9 protein-coding genes are annotated in these 17,436 nt (G+C 77.2%); 8 read left to right on the forward strand and 1 reads right to left on the reverse strand.

The window, feature by feature from the left end:
- The first annotated feature begins 22 nt into the window (after positions 1 to 22).
- The 4 genes from BM242_RS17325 to BM242_RS17340 are packed head-to-tail and all read left to right on the forward strand — an operon-like array spanning position 23 to position 7,393.
- A complete protein-coding gene (locus tag BM242_RS17325; protein ID WP_093839765.1) occupies positions 23 to 1,186 on the forward strand; it encodes a glycosyltransferase family 4 protein in 1,164 nt (387 codons plus the stop codon).
- An 8-nt stretch (positions 1,187 to 1,194) separates the two neighbouring features.
- Positions 1,195 to 2,625, forward strand: coding sequence for a glycosyltransferase (locus BM242_RS17330; RefSeq protein ID WP_093839843.1), 1,431 nt, complete (start codon positions 1,195 to 1,197; stop codon positions 2,623 to 2,625).
- Positions 2,622 to 3,683: an SGNH/GDSL hydrolase family protein gene (locus BM242_RS17335; RefSeq protein WP_093839766.1), complete on the forward strand. Its 1,062-nt coding sequence runs from the start codon at positions 2,622 to 2,624 to the stop codon at positions 3,681 to 3,683. The genes BM242_RS17330 and BM242_RS17335 overlap by 4 nt, the downstream gene beginning before the upstream one ends.
- Positions 3,680 to 7,393 carry a hydantoinase B/oxoprolinase family protein gene (locus BM242_RS17340; RefSeq protein WP_093839767.1) on the forward strand — a complete coding sequence of 1,238 codons (3,714 nt, stop codon included), beginning with the start codon at positions 3,680 to 3,682 and terminating at the stop codon, positions 7,391 to 7,393. The genes BM242_RS17335 and BM242_RS17340 overlap by 4 nt, the downstream gene beginning before the upstream one ends.
- Here the strand turns inward: BM242_RS17340 and BM242_RS17345 are convergent.
- Complete coding sequence (locus BM242_RS17345) at positions 7,357 to 7,836, reverse strand: cyclic nucleotide-binding domain-containing protein (protein ID WP_093839768.1); 480 nt, start codon at positions 7,834 to 7,836, stop codon at positions 7,357 to 7,359. The two genes, BM242_RS17340 and BM242_RS17345, sit on opposite strands and share 37 nt — an antisense overlap.
- A 269-nt stretch (positions 7,837 to 8,105) precedes the next feature.
- Between BM242_RS17345 and BM242_RS17350 the strand changes: the two genes are divergently transcribed.
- The 4 genes from BM242_RS17350 to BM242_RS17365 all read left to right on the forward strand — a co-directional run bounded on the left by BM242_RS17350 (position 8,106) and on the right by BM242_RS17365 (position 17,434).
- The gene (locus BM242_RS17350; protein WP_245834214.1) at positions 8,106 to 10,229 is read left to right on the forward strand and encodes a SpoIIE family protein phosphatase; all 2,124 of its coding nucleotides are present in this window, start codon (positions 8,106 to 8,108) and stop codon (positions 10,227 to 10,229) included.
- Between the two features lie 72 nt (positions 10,230 to 10,301).
- Entirely contained in the window at positions 10,302 to 11,852 is a 1,551-nt protein-coding gene (locus BM242_RS17355; RefSeq protein ID WP_093839769.1) for a hypothetical protein, read from the forward strand.
- Positions 11,849 to 12,733 carry a hypothetical protein gene (locus BM242_RS17360; RefSeq protein WP_245834216.1) on the forward strand — a complete coding sequence of 295 codons (885 nt, stop codon included), beginning with the start codon at positions 11,849 to 11,851 and terminating at the stop codon, positions 12,731 to 12,733. The genes BM242_RS17355 and BM242_RS17360 overlap by 4 nt, the downstream gene beginning before the upstream one ends.
- A 75-nt stretch (positions 12,734 to 12,808) precedes the next feature.
- On the forward strand, positions 12,809 to 17,434 hold the full coding sequence (locus BM242_RS17365) for a hypothetical protein (protein WP_093839770.1): 4,626 nt from the start codon (positions 12,809 to 12,811) through the stop codon (positions 17,432 to 17,434).
- The last annotated feature ends 2 nt before the right edge of the window (positions 17,435 to 17,436 follow it).

Consider the following 17,436-nt stretch of genomic DNA (forward strand, 5'->3'; position numbering starts at 1 on the left):
CCTGGGCGGCGACAACCCGGGTATGCGAGTCGCCATCGTCACCGAGTCCTATCCGCCGGACGTCAACGGGGTCGCGCACTGCGCCCTGCAGACGGCCCTCCACCTGTCCAGACGCGGTCACGATCCGCTGGTGATCGCCCCGGCCCCGGCCGGGACCCCCGCGCACGATCCCGCCACCCGGCCGCCGGCCGGGCCGGCGGACGATCTGCCCGCACCGGTGGTCCGGATTCCCGCCCTGCCGCTGCCCGGCTACCGGCAGGTGCGGGTGGCGCTGCCCAGCCGGCGGCTGGCCGCCGCGATCACCGCCCACCACCCGGACGTGGTGCACCTGGCCAGCCCGTTCGTGCTCGGGGTGCGGGGCATGGCGGTGGCCGCCCGGCTGGGGGTGCCCGCCGTGGCCGTCTACCAGACCGACCTGGCCGGCTATGCGCGCACCTATCTGGGCGCCGGGGCGGGCGCCGCATGGCGCCGCATCCGGGCCGTGCACGCCGCCGCCGATCTGACCCTGGCGCCGTCCACCGCCTCCCTGCGCGAGCTGACCGAGCACGGCATTCCCCGGGTCCGGCTGTGGCGCCGCGGGGTGGACACCGCCCGCTTCCGTCCGGAGCTGCGCGACGAGGCGCTGCGCGCCGGGCTCGCCCCCGAGGGGGAACTGCTGGTCGGCTACGTGGGGCGGCTCGCGCCGGAGAAGCATGTCGAGCTGCTTGCCGAGACCGCCGCCCTGCCCGGGGTCCGGGTGGTGGTCGTCGGCGACGGCCCCAGCGAGGGCGCGCTCCGCGCGGCCCTGCCCGGGGCCCGGTTCCTGGGCCGCCGCACCGGAGCGGACCTGGCGCGGATCTACGCCTCGCTGGACGTCTTCGCGCACACCGGGCCGTTCGAGACCTTCTGCCAGACCGTGCAGGAGGCCCAGGCCGCCGGGGTGGCGGTGATCGCCCCGGCGGCGGGCGGCCCGCTGGACCTGATCGACCACGGCCGCACCGGCCTGCTGGTGCCCGCGCTGGACGGCGGCGCCCTGCGGGACGCGGTGGCCGGGCTGCGCGGCGACGCGGCGCGCCGGGCGGCACTGGCCGGGGCCGGCCGCGCCGCGGTCCGCGACCGTACCTGGGAGGCGGTCGGCGACCAGTTGCTGGACCACTACGCCGAGGTGGTCCGCACCCGCGCCGCCGGAACGGCGGTCGCCCGGTGAACGACCCCATGACCACCGCCGCAGCCGCCACGCCCCCGTCCCCCGGGCCCGCCCCCGCCTCCGGCCCCGCCCCCGCCCCGGCTTCCGGAGGGCTGCGCATCGTCCGGATCGCCAACTTCGTCGCCCCCGCCTCCGGCGGCCTGCGCACCGCGCTCCGCGAGCTCGGCGCCGGCTATCTGGCCGCCGGCCACGAACCGGTGCTGATCGTGCCCGGCCCCTCCCACGACGACCGGCGCACCGCCCAGGGCCGGGTGATCACCCTGCCCGGGCCGGTGGTTCCCGGCAGCGGCGGCTACCGGGTGCTCACCGGCCGCCGCCGGCTGGCCGCGCTGCTGGAGTCGCTCGCCCCCGACCGGCTGGAGGTCTCCGACCGCACCACCCTGCGCTGGACCGGGGAATGGGCCCGCCACCACCGCATCCCGGCGGTGATGGTCTCGCACGAGAGCGTGGACGGGGTGCTGGACGCCTGGGGACTGCCGGCCGGACTCACCCGGCCCGCCGCCGACCGGCTCAACCGCCGCACCGCCTACGCCTACACCCGGGTGGTGTGCACCACCGAGTGGGCGGCCCGGGAGTTCGCCCGGGTCGGCGCCCGCAACGTCGTGCGCGCCCCGCTCGGTGTGGACCTGGAGCGCTGCCATCCCAAGCTGTACGACGCGGTGCTGCGCCGTGAGCTGGCCGGCGAGGCCCCGGTGATGCTGGCCCTGTGCTCCCGGCTGCACCCGGAGAAGCGCCCGGACCTCGCGCTGGACGCGCTGGCCGCGCTCCGCGACCGCGGGGCGGACGCGGTGCTGGTGGTGGCCGGGGACGGGCCGCTGAGCGGCCGGCTGCGCCGCCGGGCCGCGGAGCGCCGCCTGCCGGTCCGCTTCACCGGGTACATCGGCGACCCGGCGAAGCTGGCCGCGCTCCAGGCCTGCGCGGACGTGGTGCTGGCCCCGGGCCCGGCCGAGACCTTCGGGCTGGCCGCCCTGGAGGCGCTGGCCTGCGGCACCCCCGTGGTCGCCAGCAGCCGCTCGGCCGTGCCGGAACTGCTGGGCGACGCCGGCGCGGTGGCCGACTCCACCGGCGTCTCCTACGCGGACGGCGTGCAGCTGCTGCTGGAGCGGCCGGCCGCGGCGCGGCGCGCCGCCGCCCGCGAGCGCGCCGAGCGCTACCCATGGCGGGCGGCGGTGGACGCCTTCCTCACCGCCCACGACGCCCTCCCCGCCGGTACCCGCGGGGCCGTGCCGGCCGGTGCCGCCGCCCGGGCGGCCACCGGGCCCCGCTCCGGCCCGGCCGCCGAGGGCGCGGCGCCCGCCCCGCTGCCCACCGGACCGCCGGTCCCGGCCGAGGGCCCGGCGGCGCGCCGGCCCGCCGGACCGGAACGGCCTCCCGCCCGCCCCGCCCGCCGCGCCGAGCGGCAGGACCGCCCCACGTCCGCTTCCGGCGGTCACCGGTGACCGCGCCCGGCCCCGGCCCGGCCGGACTCCGCTTCACCGCCCTGGGCGACTCGCTCACCGAGGGCGTCGGCGACCCGCTGCCCGGCGGGGGCTGGCGGGGCTGGGCGGCACTGCTCGCCGAGTCGCTGGGCTCGCCCGGGCGGCCGGTCCGGCTGGCCAATCTGGCCCGCAGCGGCGCCCGTACCGGCGACACCGCCGAGGAGCAGCTCACCGAGGCCCGGCGCCACCGGCCGCACCTGGCCTCGGTGATCGTCGGCGGCAACGACATCCTGCGTTCCGCCTTCGACCTGCACCGCTCCACCCGGGACCTGGACCTGCTGATCGGCACCCTGGCCGCGGACGGCGCCGTGGTGCTCACCGCCTGCCTGCCCGACCCCGGGCGGATGCTGCGGCTGCCGGCCGCCGTGGCCCGGCCGCTGTCCCGCCGGATGCGTTCGGTCAACGAGGTGGTGCACCAGCTCAGCCGCAGACACGACGCGCTGCACGCGCATTTCGCCGACCACCCGGTGGCCGGCGACCGGGCCGCCTGGAGCGTGGACCGGCTGCACCCCAGCGAACGCGGCCACCGGCTGCTGGCCCGCGAGTTCCACGCGCTGCTCACCGCGCGGGGGCTGACCGCCGGCCCGCCGCCGGACGACCGCACCGACCAGCCGCCGCCCACCCCGGCCGCCGATCTGCGCTGGATGGCCACCCGGGGAGCCCGCTGGGCGCTGGACCGGTCCCGCGATCTGCTGCCCGGCCTGGTGCGGCTGGCCGCGGTGGAGACCGCGCACCGGGTCCGCGGCACCACGGACCGGCTCGACGCCGCCGCCCGGGCCTCGGTGCGTGCCGCGCTGCTCGCCACGGCCGCCGCCCCCGCCGCCGCTCCCGGGCCCGGGCCCCGGGCGCCCTCCGGTGCCGTGCCGTCCGCCGTGCCGTCCGCCGCGCCGGCCGGGGCCGGCCCCGGCCGGGCCCGCCCGGCGCGGCGGACCGCGCCGCTGCCGCCCCCGCTGCGCCCGCCGCCCCTGCCGGGGCGCACTGTCCCCGCCGTGGCCGATTTGGCACGATGTCCGCCATGACCGGGCGCTGGGAATTCTGGATCGACCGTGGCGGAACCTTCACCGATGTCGTCGGGCGACGCCCCGACGGCACCCTGGTGACCGGCAAGCTGCTCTCGCACAATCCCGGCCGCTACCGGGACGCGGCGGTCGCCGGAATCCGGCAGATGCTGGGCACCGCCCCCGGCGAACCCGTCCCCGCCGAGCTGATCGCCCAGGTCAAGATGGGCACCACGGTCGCCACCAACGCCCTGCTGGAACGCCGGGGCGAGCCCACCGTGCTGCTCACCACCGCCGGATTCCGGGACGCGCTGCGCATCGCCTACCAGAACCGCCCGCGCCTCTTCGACCGCCGCATCGTGCGCCCCGAGGCGCTCTACGACCGGGTGATCGAGGTCCCCGAACGGGTCTCCGCACACGGCGAGACCGTCCTGGAGCTGGACCGCGCCGCCACCGCCGGGGCGCTGCGCGCCGCCCGCCGGGACGGCTTCCGCTCCGTCGCCGTGGTATTCCTGCACGGCTACCGCCACCCGGCCCACGAGCGGCTGGCCGCCGGGCTGGCCGCGGCCGAGGGCTTCACCCAGATCAGCGTGTCGCACGAGGTGAGCCCGCTGATCAAGCTGGTGCCGCGGGGCGACACCACGGTCGTCGACGCCTATCTCTCGCCGGTGCTGCGCCGCTATGTGGACCAGGTGGCCCAGGAGCTCAAGGGTGTCCGGCTGATGTTCATGCAGTCCAACGGAGGGCTGCGGGAGGCCGGCGGTTTCCGCGGCAAGGACGCGGTGCTCTCCGGCCCGGCCGGCGGAGTGGTGGGCATGGCCGGAAGCTGTGCCCGGGCCGGTTACCACCGGGTGATCGGCTTCGACATGGGCGGCACCTCGACCGATGTCTCGCACCACGCGGGCGAGCTGGAGCGGGTCTTCGACACCGAGGTCGCCGGGGTGCGGATGCGCGCCCCCATGATGGACATCCACACGGTGGCCGCCGGCGGCGGCTCGGTGCTGCGCTTCGACGGCGCCCGCTACCGGGTCGGTCCCGAGTCGGCCGGCGCCGTTCCCGGTCCGGCGTGCTACCGGCGCGGGGGGCCGCTCACCGTCACCGACGCCAATGTGATGCTCGGCCGGATCCAGCCCGGCCACTTCCCGCCGGTCTTCGGCCCCGACGGCGACCAGCCGCTGGACGCCGGCCCGGTCCGCGAGAAGTTCACCGCCCTGGCCGCGGAGATCACCGAGGCCACCGGCGACATGCGCAGCCCGGAGGAGGTCGCGGCCGGCTTCCTGGAGATCGCGGTGCTCAACATGGCCAACGCGGTGCGGAAGATCTCCGTGCAGCGCGGCCACGACGTCACCCGCTACGCCCTGGCCAGCTTCGGCGGCGCGGGCGGCCAGCACGCCTGTGCGGTCGCCGACGCGCTGGGCGTCGGCACCGTGGTGGTGCCGCCGCTGGCCGGGGTGCTGTCCGCCTACGGCATCGGCATCGCCGAGGCCACCGCGCTGCGCGAGCAGTCGGTGGAGACGGAGCTGACCGAGGAGGCGATGCCCGCGGTGCGGGCGCTGTGCGAGCGGCTGGCCGGCCCGGCCCGCGAGGAGCTGCACCGGGACGGGGTGCCCCCGGAGGCGGTGCGCACCACCGCCCGGGTGCATCTGCGCTACGCGGGGACCGACTCGGTGCTGCCGGTGGCCCTGGCGGGGCGCCGGGAGATGGCCGAGGAATTCGCCGGGCTGCACCGCGCCCGCTACGGCTTCGTGATGGACAAGCCGCTGGTGGTGGCGACCGCCGTGGTGGAGGCCACCGGCTCCGCCGCCCCGCCGGACGGCCCCGCCGGCCCCCGGGACCCCCGGCCCGCCGCCACCGCCGGTGCGGGTGCCGGCGGTGCGGGTACCGGCGGCCGGGACGAGGAGGCCCCGGCCCGGCCCGGGCACCCCGCCAGGCCGGCCCCGGAACCGGACGGCACGGTTTCCCTGTACGCCGCGGGGGACTGGCGGCGGGCGGCCCTGTACCGGCGTGCCGGGCTGCGTCCCGGCGACACCGTCCCCGGGCCGGCGCTGATCACCGAGCCGGACGCCACCACCGTGGTGGAGCCCGGCTGGCAGGCGGGCGCGGGCGAGCACGGCCATCTGATCCTCACCCGGGCCGAGCCCCGCCCGCGGGCCGAGGCCATCGGCACCCGGGCCGACCCGGTCAAACTGGAGGTCTTCAACAACCTCTTCATGGCGATCGCCGAACAGATGGGGCTGCGGCTGGAGAACACCGCCCACTCCGTCAACATCAAGGAGCGGCTGGACTTCTCCTGCGCACTGTTCGATTCCGAGGGGAATCTGATCGCCAACGCGCCGCACATTCCGGTGCATCTGGGCTCCATGGGGGAGTCCATCAAGGAGGTGCTGCGCCGCAACGCCGGCACCATGCGCCCCGGTGACGTCTACGCCATCAACGACCCCTACCACGGCGGCACCCATCTGCCGGACGTCACCGTGGTGACCCCGGTGTTCGACGACTCCGCCGCATCCAGTCCCGAACTGCTGTTCCTGGTCGCCTCCCGGGGCCACCACGCCGAGATCGGCGGCATCACCCCCGGCTCCATGCCGGCCTTCAGCCGCACAGTGCACGAGGAGGGCGTGCTCTTCGACAACTGGCTGCTGGTGCGCGACGGCAGGCTGCGCGAGACCGAGACCCGCGACCTGCTGGCCGGCGCCCGGTACCCGTCCCGCAACCCGGACGCCAATCTCGCCGATCTGCGCGCCCAGATCGCCGCCAACGAGAAGGGCATCGGCGAACTCCGGGCCATGATCGCGGAGTTCGGCCTCGATGTGGTGCGGGCCTATATGCGGCACGTCCAGGACAACGCCGAGGAATCGGTGCGCCGGGTCATCACCACGCTGCGCGACGGCAGTTACCGCTACGAGACGGACGCCGGCGCGGTGATCCGGGTGTCGGTGACGGTGGACCGCGCGGCGCGCTCCGCGGTGCTGGACTTCACCGGAACCTCCGCCCAGCTGCCGGGCAACGCCAACGCGCCCAGCTCGGTGGTGATGGCCGCGGTGCTGTATGTGTTCCGCACCCTGATCGCCGACGACATCCCGCTCAACAGCGGCTGCCTGAAGCCGTTGCGGATCCGGATCCCGGACCGCTCCATGCTGTCCCCGGAGTACCCCGCGGCCACCGTGGCCGGCAATGTGGAGACCTCCCAGGCGGTCACCGGCGCCCTCTACGCCGCACTCGGGGTGCAGGCCGAGGGCTCCGGCACCATGAACAACGTCACCTTCGGCAACGACCGGTTCCAGTACTACGAGACCGTGGCCAGCGGCTCCGGCGCGGGGGACGGCTTCCCCGGCGCGGATGCCGTGCAGACCCATATGACCAATTCCCGGCTGACCGATCCTGAGGTGCTGGAGTGGCGTTTCCCGGTCCGGGTGGAGGACTTCTCGGTGCGCACGGGCAGCGGCGGAGCCGGCCGCTGGCGCGGCGGCGACGGGGTGCGCCGCCGTATCCGGTTCCTGGAGCCGATGACCGTCTCCGTGCTGAGCAACCACCGCCGGGTGCCGCCCTACGGCATGGCGGGCGGCGCCCCCGGCGCACCCGGGCGCAACGCCGTGGAGCGGGCGGACGGCACGACCGAGGAGCTCAAGGGCTGCGACACCGCCCGGCTGGGCACGGGTGACGTGCTGCTGGTGCAGACCCCGGGCGGCGGCGGCTACGGCACCGCCCCGCCCGCGGCCGGCCAGGGCTGACCGGCGTGCGGCACGCACAGGTCGAGCAGCCTGGTGCGGGCGGTCTGCACCCGGTGGGCCAGGATCTCCGCGACCGAGCGCAGCATCGCGTACCCGAACTCGCACTCCGCGTCGCACCGCCGGCGCACCGCCGCGCCGTCGAACTCCCAGGCCCGCACGGGGGTGAACGCCTCCGCGCCGAAGTCCCAGGCGTAGGGCGGGAACAGCCAGGACCAGCCGAGCAGATCGCCGGGATCGATGGTGGAGACCGGGGTGGGCCACTCCCCGCGCACCCGCAGGTCGAGGGTGACCGAACCCGACCGGACGATCCAGAACCGGTCCGCGGCGCCCCGCTCCTCGAAGATCCGGGCGCCCTGCGGGAAGGACACCTCCCTGGCCAGGGACATCAGCCGGGCCCGGTGCCGGGGCGGCAGGGACGTCAGCAAGCGCTGGGGGGCTGTCATGGCGGGACGCCTCCTCTCGGCCGCGCCCGCGGCACCGCTGCCGCGGACGGCCGGACACCGACCACTCCATTGGAGCACAAATCCGGCAATCCGCTGAATGGGTGATTTCAGTGTCGTCCCCGCCGGGTCCGGAGTGCCCGGCCCGGAGCGCGCGCCCGGGGCCCGCCGGCCGCCGGTCCGCCGCTGACCGCGCGCCCGGCCGGTCAGCGGCGTTTGAATGGTGTAACAGAATCCGCACCCGGCATCCCCGCGCGGGACGAGGAGAAGGGATGACCGTCCAGGAGCCCGTACCGCCGGCCGGCGCCCCCATGCCGGCCGGCGCCGCGGCCACCTCCGGCAGCGTGCTCGACCTGCTGCGGGTGGCCACCTTCGTGCTCGACACCCGGGCCCGCATCGTGCTGTGGAGCCCGGAGGCGGAACGTCTCTTCGGCTATCCGCCGGAGGAGGCGCTGGGCCGCAACGCCGGCCGGCTGCTGGTGCAGCCCGAGCACTGGGATCTGGTGACCGAGTGGTTCCGGCTGGTCATGGGCGGAGCGGCGTGGACCGGGGTGTTCCCGGTCCGGCACCGGGACGGTGCCGTCGTCCCGACGGACTTCCGCTACATCCGCCTGCGCGACGTGGACGGCGAGCTCTATGTACTGGGCCTGGCCGCGGACGCCGAGACGGTCCGCCGGCTGGACACCGACCTGGCCATGTCCCACTCCCTGCTCACCCAGTCACCGGTCGGCCTCGCCCTGTTCGACAAGAACCTGCGCTGGCTGCGGGTCAACCCGGCGCTGGCCCGGATCAACGGCCTCCCGGCCGAGGCCATGCTCGGCCGCCGCATGCCGGACGTGCTGACCGGCATCGACACGGGCCCGGTGCAGCGCGCCGTGGACCGGGTGCTGGCCACCGGCCAACCGCTGCTGGACCAGCGCTCCGTCGGGCGCACCGCGGCCGACCCCGGACACGATCACATCTGGTCGGTGTCCTACTACCGGGTGGACGACGTGGCCGGCCGCCCGATCGGGGTCGCCGCCTCCGCGGTGGACGTCTCCGAACGGCACCGGGCCTCGGTCGAGGTCGCCGAGGCCCGGGAGCGGCTGGCGGTGATCGCCGACGCCTCCGCCCGGATCGGGACCACCCTGGACCTGCGCCAGACCGCCCGCGAACTCGCCGAGGTGGCGGTGCCCCGGCTGGCCGACCTGGCCGCCGTCGACGTGCTGGACGCGGTCCTCGGCGGCGAGCCCCCGCCCCCGGCCGGCGCCGGGGACGCCGCCCGGTTCCGCGCCCTGGCCGTGGTCAGCGCCGCAGAGAACGACCTGACCGGCGTCTGGGACGAGGTCGGCGAACTGGCCTCCTACGGCCCGGACCGGGTGGTCACCCGGGCGGTCGCCGACCGCACCCCGGTGCTGCTGCCCAGGCTGGGCCAGGCCCTGCTGCGCACCGTGGCCAAGGACGACGCCGCGGTCCGGGCGCTGCGCGAGGCCGGCGCCCACTCCTACCTCGCCGTCCCGCTGATCGCCCGCGGCCGGGTGCTGGGCGCGGTCAGCCTCTACCGCACCCGGCACCACCCGCGCCCCTTCGACGACCAGGACCGGGCCCTCGCCGCCGAGCTGGCCTCCCGGGCCGCCATCGGCATCGACAACGCCCGGCTCTACACCCGGGAACGCAACGCCGCCCTCACCCTGCAGCGCAGCCTGCTGCCGCAGCTCCCCGCCGGCTACCGCGCCATCGAACTGGCCGCCCGCTACCTGCCCGCCACCAGCGAGACGGAGGTGGGCGGCGACTGGTTCGACGTGCTGCCGCTGGACCGCGGGCGGATCGCCCTGGTGGTCGGCGATGTGATGGGCAAGGGGGTGCACGCCGCCGCCATCATGGGGCAGCTGCGCTCCACCATCCGCGCCCTGACCCGGCTCGGCCTGCCCCCCGGCGAACTCCTGGGCCATCTGGACGCCACCGCGGAACACCTCGGCGAGTCCATCGCCACCTGCCTGTACACGGTCTGCGATCCGGACGAGGGCCGGCTGGAGACCGCCTGCGCCGGGCATCCGCCGCCGGTGCTGGTCACCCCCGGCGGCACCGCCGAACTGCTGGAGATCTCCCGCGGCGCCCCGCTCGGCGTGGGCACCGGCGCCTTCCCCGGGCAGCGCCGGGACCTGCCGGACGGCGCCATGCTGGCCATGTTCACCGACGGCCTGGTGGAGAACCGGCGGGATCCGATCGACACCGGCCTGCACACCCTGCTCCGGCTGCTGCGCGGCGCCGGCCGCCGCCCGCTGGAGCAGGTCTGCGACGCCGTGCTGGAGGGGCTGGGCCGGGCCCCGCTGGACGACATCGCCCTGCTGCTGGCCCGGGTGCACCGCCGGGCGTCCGGCCGCCCCGCCCGGCACCGCCGAACCCCCCGCGGCTGACCGCACCGGGGCCCGGTCGCCACCGCCGGGCCGTACCGGACGTTGTCGGTGGCACCGCCTAATCTTTCCGTCGTGACCACGCATGTGACGGCGGCCGGCGGCGCCGCGCCGGGGCCCCGGGCGCCGGGCGGGCCGCGCACCGCCCCGGGACCGGCGGCCGACGAGGGCCTGGCCCGCCGGCTGCGCGCCCTGGCCTGCACCGCACCGCTGCACGACCTGGACGCCCGCAAGGCCAATCTGGCCGGCGAGTACGGCGTCTACGCCATGGCCGAGATCGCCCTGGCCGCCATCGACCTGGTCACCCTGGCCATGGATTTCGACACCGGCGCGGACCACGAGCAGGTGGTCGCCCGGCTGCTGCCCCGGGTCGCCGCCCAGACCCCGCACCGCCCGGCCGCCGAGCACGAACGCGTGGCCCGCTGGGTGCTGGAGAGCCTGATCAACGTCGGCAGCGTGGACCGCGGCTTCCGGGCCGTCTACGGCACCTTCGCCCCCGACGGCAGCTATGTCCGCCGGGACTACGACTTCAAGCTGATCGAGGAGGTGCCGGCACCCGGCGGCGGCATCTGTCTGCGCACCACCGACGAGGCGGTCAACGTCCTGGTCGGCGCCCTGGACACGGACGTCACCAGTGCCCAGATCGCCGCCGAGGTCAAGCTGGAGGTGCTGATCAGCCGGGGCCGGCTGGCCGACGCCCAGCTCGCCGCCGAGCAGGCCCGCTACCGCACCGTGCAGTACTCCGAGACGCTGCGCCGCGCCCTGGAGGCCACCCGGCGCAACGTCCGCGCGGTGGACTGGCTGCGCACCGTGCCCGACCTGATCGGTGAGGCCCTGGACCACATCGCCGACCGCTACCGGCACGAGAACGCCATCCTGACCAACATCCGCCGCGCCCGGGACGAGGCAGAGGACCCGGAGCACAAACTGCGCGCCGCCGAGCTGGTGGACATCGTCCAGGACTGCATCCGCCGCCACACCCGGCTCCAGTCCCGGCTGCTGGAGGCCGGTCCGCTGTTCCGCGCCGAGCAGGACCGCCAGGCCTTCGCCCCGCCCTCCGGCCGGGCCGGCCTGGATCTGTACGGCCAGCTCCTGGCCCCGGTGCTGGCGCTGCCCGTGGCGCGGGCCGGCCGGGTCACCGACGCCTTCTTCGCCCGCGCCACCGGGCACCGCAGCCCCGGCGCGGTCCGGCTGGCCGATCTGACCGAGCTGCTGCTCACCCCGCCCGCGCCCCGTGAGCACCTGGGCGCCGAGCTGCCCGAGCCGGACCTGGTCGCCACCCCGGACGACAGCCGCTTCACCGAGGAGCAGTTCGGTGCCGCCACCGAACTGCTCACCCTGCCCCCCGACGCGCCGCGCCGGCTGTCCGGGCTGCTGGCCGAGGCCCGCCGGCGGGATCCCGGACTTCCCTACCTGGTGGCCCTGATGGCCGTGCACGCGGCCAGCCCGCCGGTCGGCACCGCCTATCGCCAGGGCGAGTCCCGGCTGCTCTTCGCGGTGGACGACGGCACCGAGCTGGCCGACCCGGAGTTCGGCGGCGCCGATCTGATCGTCGCCACCGCCCTGCTGGACACCGCCGCCATGGCCACCGCCCGCGCCGACCACCCCGAGGAGCCACAGCCATGACCGACCACGCCGGCGCCGGGCACCCGCCGCACCGGACGGGCCCGGGCGCGGAAGGCGGCAGTGGCGGCGCGGTCACCCCGGCCGACGCCGCCGACGCCGCACGGCTGGTCGCGTTCGGCCTCCAGCCCAAGCTGGGGCCGGCCCGCGAACCCGACTACGCGGCGCTGCTCCGCCGCTATCTGGAGGACCCGCCCTTCGCCCGGCTCGCCGACGCCGTGGCCACCGGGCTCGGCCTGGTGGTGCTGGAGGTCTCCACCCGGGCGGGCATGGCGGTCACGGCCGGCGAGGACTCGGTCTTCGCCGTCCGCATGGGGGACTACGCCCGCCGTGCCGCCGCCGACTCCGCCGACCGCTTCCTGCACGGCCTGGCCCATCTGGCCGTCGCCGCCATGGCCTTCCCCCGCCCCGAGGACCTGGCCGACGACGGCTACCTCGGCCGGATCACCGTCAACGGGGTGGAGTCCTTCGTCCGCCAGGCCTGCCGCCGGCTGGAGGAGCGCGCCGCCCGGCAGGGCGAGAACACCGACCCCAGCAGCGACGCGCCGGGCCTGGAGGCGGCCTGGCGGGTCTACGCCCGGCGCAGCGCCACCGGTGCCACCAAGGACGCCCGTCGGCTGGCCGCCTCCACCACCGGCATCGTCGGCAAGGCGGTGTCCTTCCTCACCGACTCCGGTTTCCTCCAGCGCACCGGGGACGAGGGCGGCGGCTCCTACCGCACCACCGCCCGCTACCAGCTCCAGGTCCGGGACCTGGCCGGCACCGCCGCCATGACGGAGCTGCTGGAGCTGGGAGTGGTTCCGGTGGCCGACGGCACCGCCACCCTGCTGCCGCCGGAGGAGCCCGACCCGGTGGCCGAGTCCGGCCTGCCGTACCCCGTCTGACGCCCGGCCCGCCCCGCCCGCCCGCCCCGCCCCCCGTCACCAGCCCCGTCACCAGCCCCGAGCGAGAGTCCTGCCATGTACGAGCTGTCCCGGGTCCGCCTCTACTCCATCGGACCGGCCGGTGCCCGCTACGCGGACACCGTGCTGGACCTGCGCGGAGTCGGCGAGCCCGTGCCCCAGCCGGCCCCGGTGCAGGCGGACTTCTTCGAGGCGGAGCCCGTCGGCCCGCCGCTGCGCCCGGCCCCCGCCGGGGTGCTCTTCCTGGAGAACGGCGGCGGCAAGTCCGTACTGCTCAAGCTGATCTTCTCGGTCATGCTGCCCGGCCACCGCAACACCCTCGGCGGGGCCAGCAGCGGCGTGCTGCGCAAGTTCCTGCTCGCCGACGACACCGGCCATGTCGCCCTGGAATGGCAGCACACCCGCACCGGCGAACTCGTGGTGGTCGGCAAGGTGAGCGAATGGCGGGGCCGGCAGATCTCCTCCGATCCGCGCCGGTTCGCCGAGGCCTGGTACTCCTTCCGCCCGGGTCCCGGCATGACCCTGGACACCCTGCCCGTCTCGGAGAGCACCGTGCTGCCGCCCCGCCCGGCGCCCGGTTCCCACGGCGCGCCGCCGGAGGGCGTCTCCGGCGCCCGTGGCCGGCGCCGCACCATGAAGGGCTTCCGGGACGCCCTCACCGAGACCGGCAGGGCGTACCCCCATCTGGACGTGGCCTGGGAGGAGATCCACGAGCGCTGGAAGGAGCACCTGGAACAGCTCGGCCTGGACCCCGAGCTCTTCCGCTACCAGCGGGAGATGAACGCCGACGAGGGCGAGGCGGCCGGCCTGTTCTCGGTCCGCAACGACGCCGACTTCACCGATCTGCTGCTGCGCGCCGTCACCGACACCCGGGACACCGACGGCCTGGCCGACCTGGTGCACGGCTTCGCCCACAAGCTGGGCCGCCGGGCCGAGCTCACCGCCGAGCGCGACTTCACGGCCGGCTCGCTGGAACTGCTCGGCCGGGTGACCGAGGCCGCCGAGGCCCGCGACCGCACCCGCGCCGTGCACGCCGGCGCCGAGCGCCGCACCCGCGCCCTGGCCCGCCGGCTGTCCGCCCGCGCCGGCCGGGAGCGGGACCGCGCCGCCGCCCTGGCGGTGCGGGCGGCCGAAGCCGCCCGCACCGCGGCCGCCGCCGAGGACGCCCGGGACCGCGCCGGCCGGATCGCCGCCGAACTCGCCTACCGCAACGCCTCGCTGGCGCTGGCCGCCGCGGAGAAGGCCGCCGCCGCCCAGCGCCGCGAGCTCACCGAGGCCCGCACCCTCTTCGCCGCCTGGCAGGCCGCCGAGACGGTGCTCCAGCACCGCGCCGCCGCCGACCGGGCCGCCCGGGTGGCCGCCGCCATCCAGGAGGCCGAGCGGGACGCCGCCCCCGCCCTGGCCGCCCGCCGCCGCGCCGCCGCCGCCCTGGTCCGGGCCCTGCACGCGGCGGCCGGGGAGAGCGAGCGGGCAGCCGCCGGGCACGAGGAGCGCTCCGCCGCCTTCCAGGAGGCCGCCGAGAGCGCCCGCCGGGACGCCACCACCGCCGCCACCGAGGCGCAGCGCGCCCGCAGCGAGGCCGGCCATCTGCGCCAGCGGCTGGACGAGGTGGAGCAGGAGACCGCGGAGGCCGTCCGGGCCGGCTGGCTGGAGGACGCCGACGGCACCGACCCGGCCCGCGCCGCGCTGGCCGCCGGAGCCGCCGCCCAGCAGGCCCTGGCCGGCCTCGGCACCGCACGGGAGGCGGCCGGCCGCGCCGCCGCCCATGCCCGGGAGACCGCCGAGCGGCACGGCCGCGCCGAACTCGCCGCGGCCCGGGCGGCGGACGCGGCCCGGGCCGCCGAGCAGTCACTGGCCGCGGAGCGCCGGGCCGCGCTGGCCCTGGCCGCCGATCCCCGGCTGACCGGACTGCTGGGCCTGGCGCCGGGCGACCCGCTCGGCCCGGAGCAGCTCGACGCCTCCGCGGAGCGCCTGCGGGAACTGCTGGAGGAGACGGTCGCCGCCGCCGAGCGCCAGCTCTTCGACCTGCGCACCGCCGCCGCCGAGGACAGCCGCATCCTGGCCGCGCTGGGCGACGGCGGCCTGCTGCCGCCCGGCCGGGATGTGCTGGCCACCGTGGAGCTCCTCGGCGAGCACGGCATCCCCGCCCTGCCCGGCTGGCGCTATCTGGCCCAGGCGGTCAGCCCGGTGGACCACGCCGCGGTGCTGGCCGCCCGCCCCGAACTGGTGGACGGCGTGATCATCACCGACCCGGCCAGTCATGCCCGGGCCCGCCGGGTGCTGACCGAGGCCGCACTGCTGCCGCGGTCCGCGGTCGCGGTGGGCACCGCCGCCGCACTGCTCGCCCCCACCCCGCCGCCCGGCGCCGCCGAGGGTGCCGCCGGCCAGGTCTTCCTGGTCCCGCCCAACCCCGCCATGCACGACGAGGACGCCGCCGACCAGGAGCGCGGTGCGCTGCGCGAGCGGGCCGCCGCCCGCGAGGAGGAGATCCGGGAACTGTCCGGACGGCTGGCCGCGGACCGCACCCTGGCCGCCCGGCTCGCCTCCTGGCGCACCGGCTGCCCGCCCGGCCGGCTGGCCGAGCTGACCGCCGCCGCCGAGGCCGGCCGCGCCTCGGCCGCCGCCGCCCGCCGGCATCTCGCCGACGCCGCGGCCGCCCGTGACGACGCCGAGCAGGCCGCGGCCGAGGCCGCCCGCAGCCGGGACGAGCACCAGGAGGCCGCGCAGCGCGCCCGCCGCGCCGCGGACGCCCTGGCCGGCCTGGCCTCCCGGCTGCGCGACCGCCCCCGGCGGCAGGCCCGGCTGCGGGAGCTCGCCGAGGAGGCCGCCGAGGCCGAGGCCCGCGCGGCCGAGCTCCTGGACCGCGCCCGCGCCGCCGACGAGGACCGCCGCGCCGCCGAGCGCGCCGCCGACGACAGCCGCCGCACCGCCAGCGCGCTGCGCGCCGAACGCGCCGACATCAGCGGCGCCCCCGAGCAGGAGGACCCCGGCGGCTCCGGCGCGCCCGCGGAACCGCTGCCGGCGCTGCGGGAGGCCTACCGCAGCGCGGCCCGGCTCTACGAGAAGGCCGGCGTCGGTGCCGATCTCCGCGCCGAGCAGGCCAGGGCCGAGGCGGACCAGGGCGCCGCGCAGGCCGCGCTGGACCGCCTGCCGGCAAAGGTCCGCTCCCGCGCCGCCCAGCTGCTGGCCGGCGCCGAGGGCGCCGACGGCCCGTCCCGGGCCGCCGCCGCCGCGCGCGCCGAATCCCAGGTGCATCTGCTGGAGTCGCGGGCCTCGGCCGCCAGCGAGCAGCTCGGGCGGCTGCGCGGCGAGGCCGAGCGGCTGGCCCCCGCCGACGGCGGGGCACACGCCGGGCTGCCCGGTGACCGCACCCCCCGGGACGCCGCCCACGCCCGTGAACTGCTGCGCACGGCCACCGCCGAACTGTCCGCCCGGGAGGAGGAACTGTCCGCCGCCCGGCAGGCCCACGAGGAGCTGCTGCGCGACCACCGGCTGGCCGAGCGGGCCGCGGAGGAGTTCGCCGAGACCGCCGCCCAGCTCCGCGATCTGCTGCGCGATCCGCACGGCGGCACCGGGGAGGCTGCCGCCGAGGACCCGGCCGAGCCCTATCCCGGCGGCCCCGAGGAGGCCCGGCGCGCCGCCGCCGAGTCCCGCCGTTCGCTGCGCGGCTGCGCCGCCGACCTGGCCGCCGCCGAGGCGGCCGTCCGGGACGCCTCCGACCAGCTGGTCAGGCATGCCAACGCGGCCCGCTACGAACAGGTCCGCACCCCGGCCCGGCAGCAGATCCGGGAGCTTCCCGCCGCCGCCCTGCCGGACCACGCCGCCGCCTGGGCGGAGGCGTTCGCCCCCCGGCTGCGGGTGCTCGGCGACGAGCTCGGCCAGCTGGAGCGCAACCGCGCGGGCATCGTGGACCGGCTGCGCGGCCTGACCGGCTCCGCCCTGGCCACCCTGCGGCTGGCCCAGCGGCTGTCCCGGCTGCCCGAGGGCCTGGGGGAGTGGTCCGGCCAGGAGTTCCTGCGCATCCGGTTCGAGGACCCCGATCCGGCCACCCTCGCCGAACGCCTCGGCGAGGTGATCGACGAGACCACCCGGGCCGCGGTCCGCAAGAACTCCGATCTCCGCCGGGACGGCATGTCCCTGCTGCTGCGCGGCGTGCACGCGGCCCTCGGCCCGCGCGGTGTCGCCGTGGAGATCCTCAAGCCCGACGCCGTGCTGCGCGCCGAGCGGGTCCCGGTCGGCCAGATGGGGGACGTCTTCTCCGGCGGCCAGCTGCTCACCGCCGCCATCGCCCTCTACTGCACCATGGCGGCGCTGCGCGGCAACGACCGCGGCCGGGACAAGCACCGGCACGCCGGCACGCTGTTCCTGGACAATCCCATCGGACGCGCCAACGCCACCTATCTGCTGGAGCTCCAGCGGGCCGTGGCCGACGCCCTGGGCGTGCAGCTGCTGTACACCACCGGGCTGTTCGACACCACCGCGCTGGCCGAGTTCCCGCTGGTGATCCGGCTGCGCAACGACGCCGATCTGCGCGCGGGGCTGAAGTACATCCGGGTGGAGGAGCATCTGCGGCCCGGGCTGCCGCAGCGGCGCGAGGGCACGGAGCCGGTGCACGGCGAGATCACCGCCACCCGGATGTACCGCCGCCCGCACTCCGGCCGGCCGGCTGCCCGGCGGCCGTGACG

It is taken from the genome of Streptomyces aidingensis (assembly GCF_900112355.1).
Classification (GTDB): Bacteria; Actinomycetota; Actinomycetes; order Streptomycetales; family Streptomycetaceae; genus Streptomyces; species Streptomyces aidingensis.